Raw genomic sequence first — 1216 nt, forward strand, 5'->3', positions numbered from 1 at the left:
CTAACAATTTAAAAACAAAACTAGTTCAAAATATTTTTTGCCTTCTAAACGACTAAAAAAAAAGTTTGAACGGTATAAATTAACCTAAAAAAAGGTCAACCTATATCAGTATAATACAAAACACCTAAATTGAAATGAGTAAGTGGGAACCAATAACTGAAAAAGAACTACACACTGAAATTTGGAAAACTAAATCTAATTTAAAAGACAATTATCTGAATTTTTGGAAGCTAATTAACATTAGTCCCGAAAAATGGAGTGAACCAACTTTCGGAAATAAAGGTGGCGGATTTTGGGTTGTTGCAATTTGTGGTAGAAAAATAATTTGGTACAATGATATTGAAGATGGATTTAACATTTCGGACTATACCGAATATGGAAAAATAAATGGATATTATTGTAATCAAGATGAATTGAATATAGCTGTTCTAAGACTATTTGAATTAATAACTATTGGTGGAAAAATTATCGGACAATCAGGACCTCCAATGAAATTATAAAAAATGTATGCAAGAAAAGCTATAATATTATGAATAAATACAACTATAGTATTGACGAAATAATTGAAAAGATATTAGAAGAAATTGATTTTGATGATATTTTAGGAATTCTTGAGGAATATCCTTTAGAATTGATGGAAAAAATTTCAATTGAAACTTCTCTAAAATATTGGAATGGAGATATTGATTTTAATCAGGGAGACCTTATTATGAATATAGTTTATGGCCATTGGGTTACTAATAATAATTACATTAAGAATTGTGATTTTTCAGAGACTTTATGGGAATGTTTTGAAGCTTTTGATTCTGGAGAGTATCATCACAATGGTGATGATAAAAATATTGACCCTGAAGAAAAATACACAAAACCAATGATTGAAAATTTATTAAAGAAACAAAAAATGATTAAATAAAAAAACTGCATACAACAATGTGTATAATTAATGCGGGAGTTTGTGTTTAATTCAAAGTTTAGTGTATATTTATGAAGTCCGTCAAATCATTTTGATTTGTCTTTAGTTCAGAAAAAATAAAGGCAAACAAAATGCTTTGCCTCGTGCTAAACTGAAAGTCCTCTGACTTTCAATTCCCGCACTAATCATACACCAAACGTTATATTTCATTGCTCAAAAATCCAAAAATGCGGAATTGAAACTCTGAAAAACAAAAAAACTGAATATTTGTGGAACACTCTCTCGCTCGTTAGATTTTTTAAA

The 1216-nt window shown here is 28.0% G+C and carries 2 protein-coding genes; both read left to right on the forward strand.

Annotated features, from left to right (window positions below):
* Window positions 1-134: 134 nt before the first annotated feature.
* Window positions 135-500 carry a hypothetical protein gene (locus tag SHK09_RS15390; RefSeq protein WP_319811677.1) on the forward strand — a complete coding sequence of 122 codons (366 nt, stop codon included), beginning with the start codon at window positions 135-137 and terminating at the stop codon, window positions 498-500.
* A gap of 29 nt (window positions 501-529) precedes the next feature.
* Window positions 530-913, forward strand: a complete 384-nt coding sequence (locus tag SHK09_RS15395; protein ID WP_319811678.1) for a hypothetical protein — start codon at window positions 530-532, stop codon at window positions 911-913.
* Window positions 914-1216 lie beyond the last annotated feature (303 nt).

Origin of the sequence: Polaribacter sp. PL03, from assembly GCF_033875165.1 — a bacterium.
Taxonomy (GTDB): domain Bacteria; phylum Bacteroidota; class Bacteroidia; order Flavobacteriales; family Flavobacteriaceae; genus Polaribacter.

Excerpts from the sequence above, each read along its gene's own strand:
- SHK09_RS15390 (WP_319811677.1), top strand. The coding sequence starts at position 135 with ATGAGTAAGTGGGAACCAATAACTGAAAAAGAACTACACACTGAAATT.
- SHK09_RS15395 (WP_319811678.1), top strand. The coding sequence starts at position 530 with ATGAATAAATACAACTATAGTATTGACGAAATAATTGAAAAGATATTA.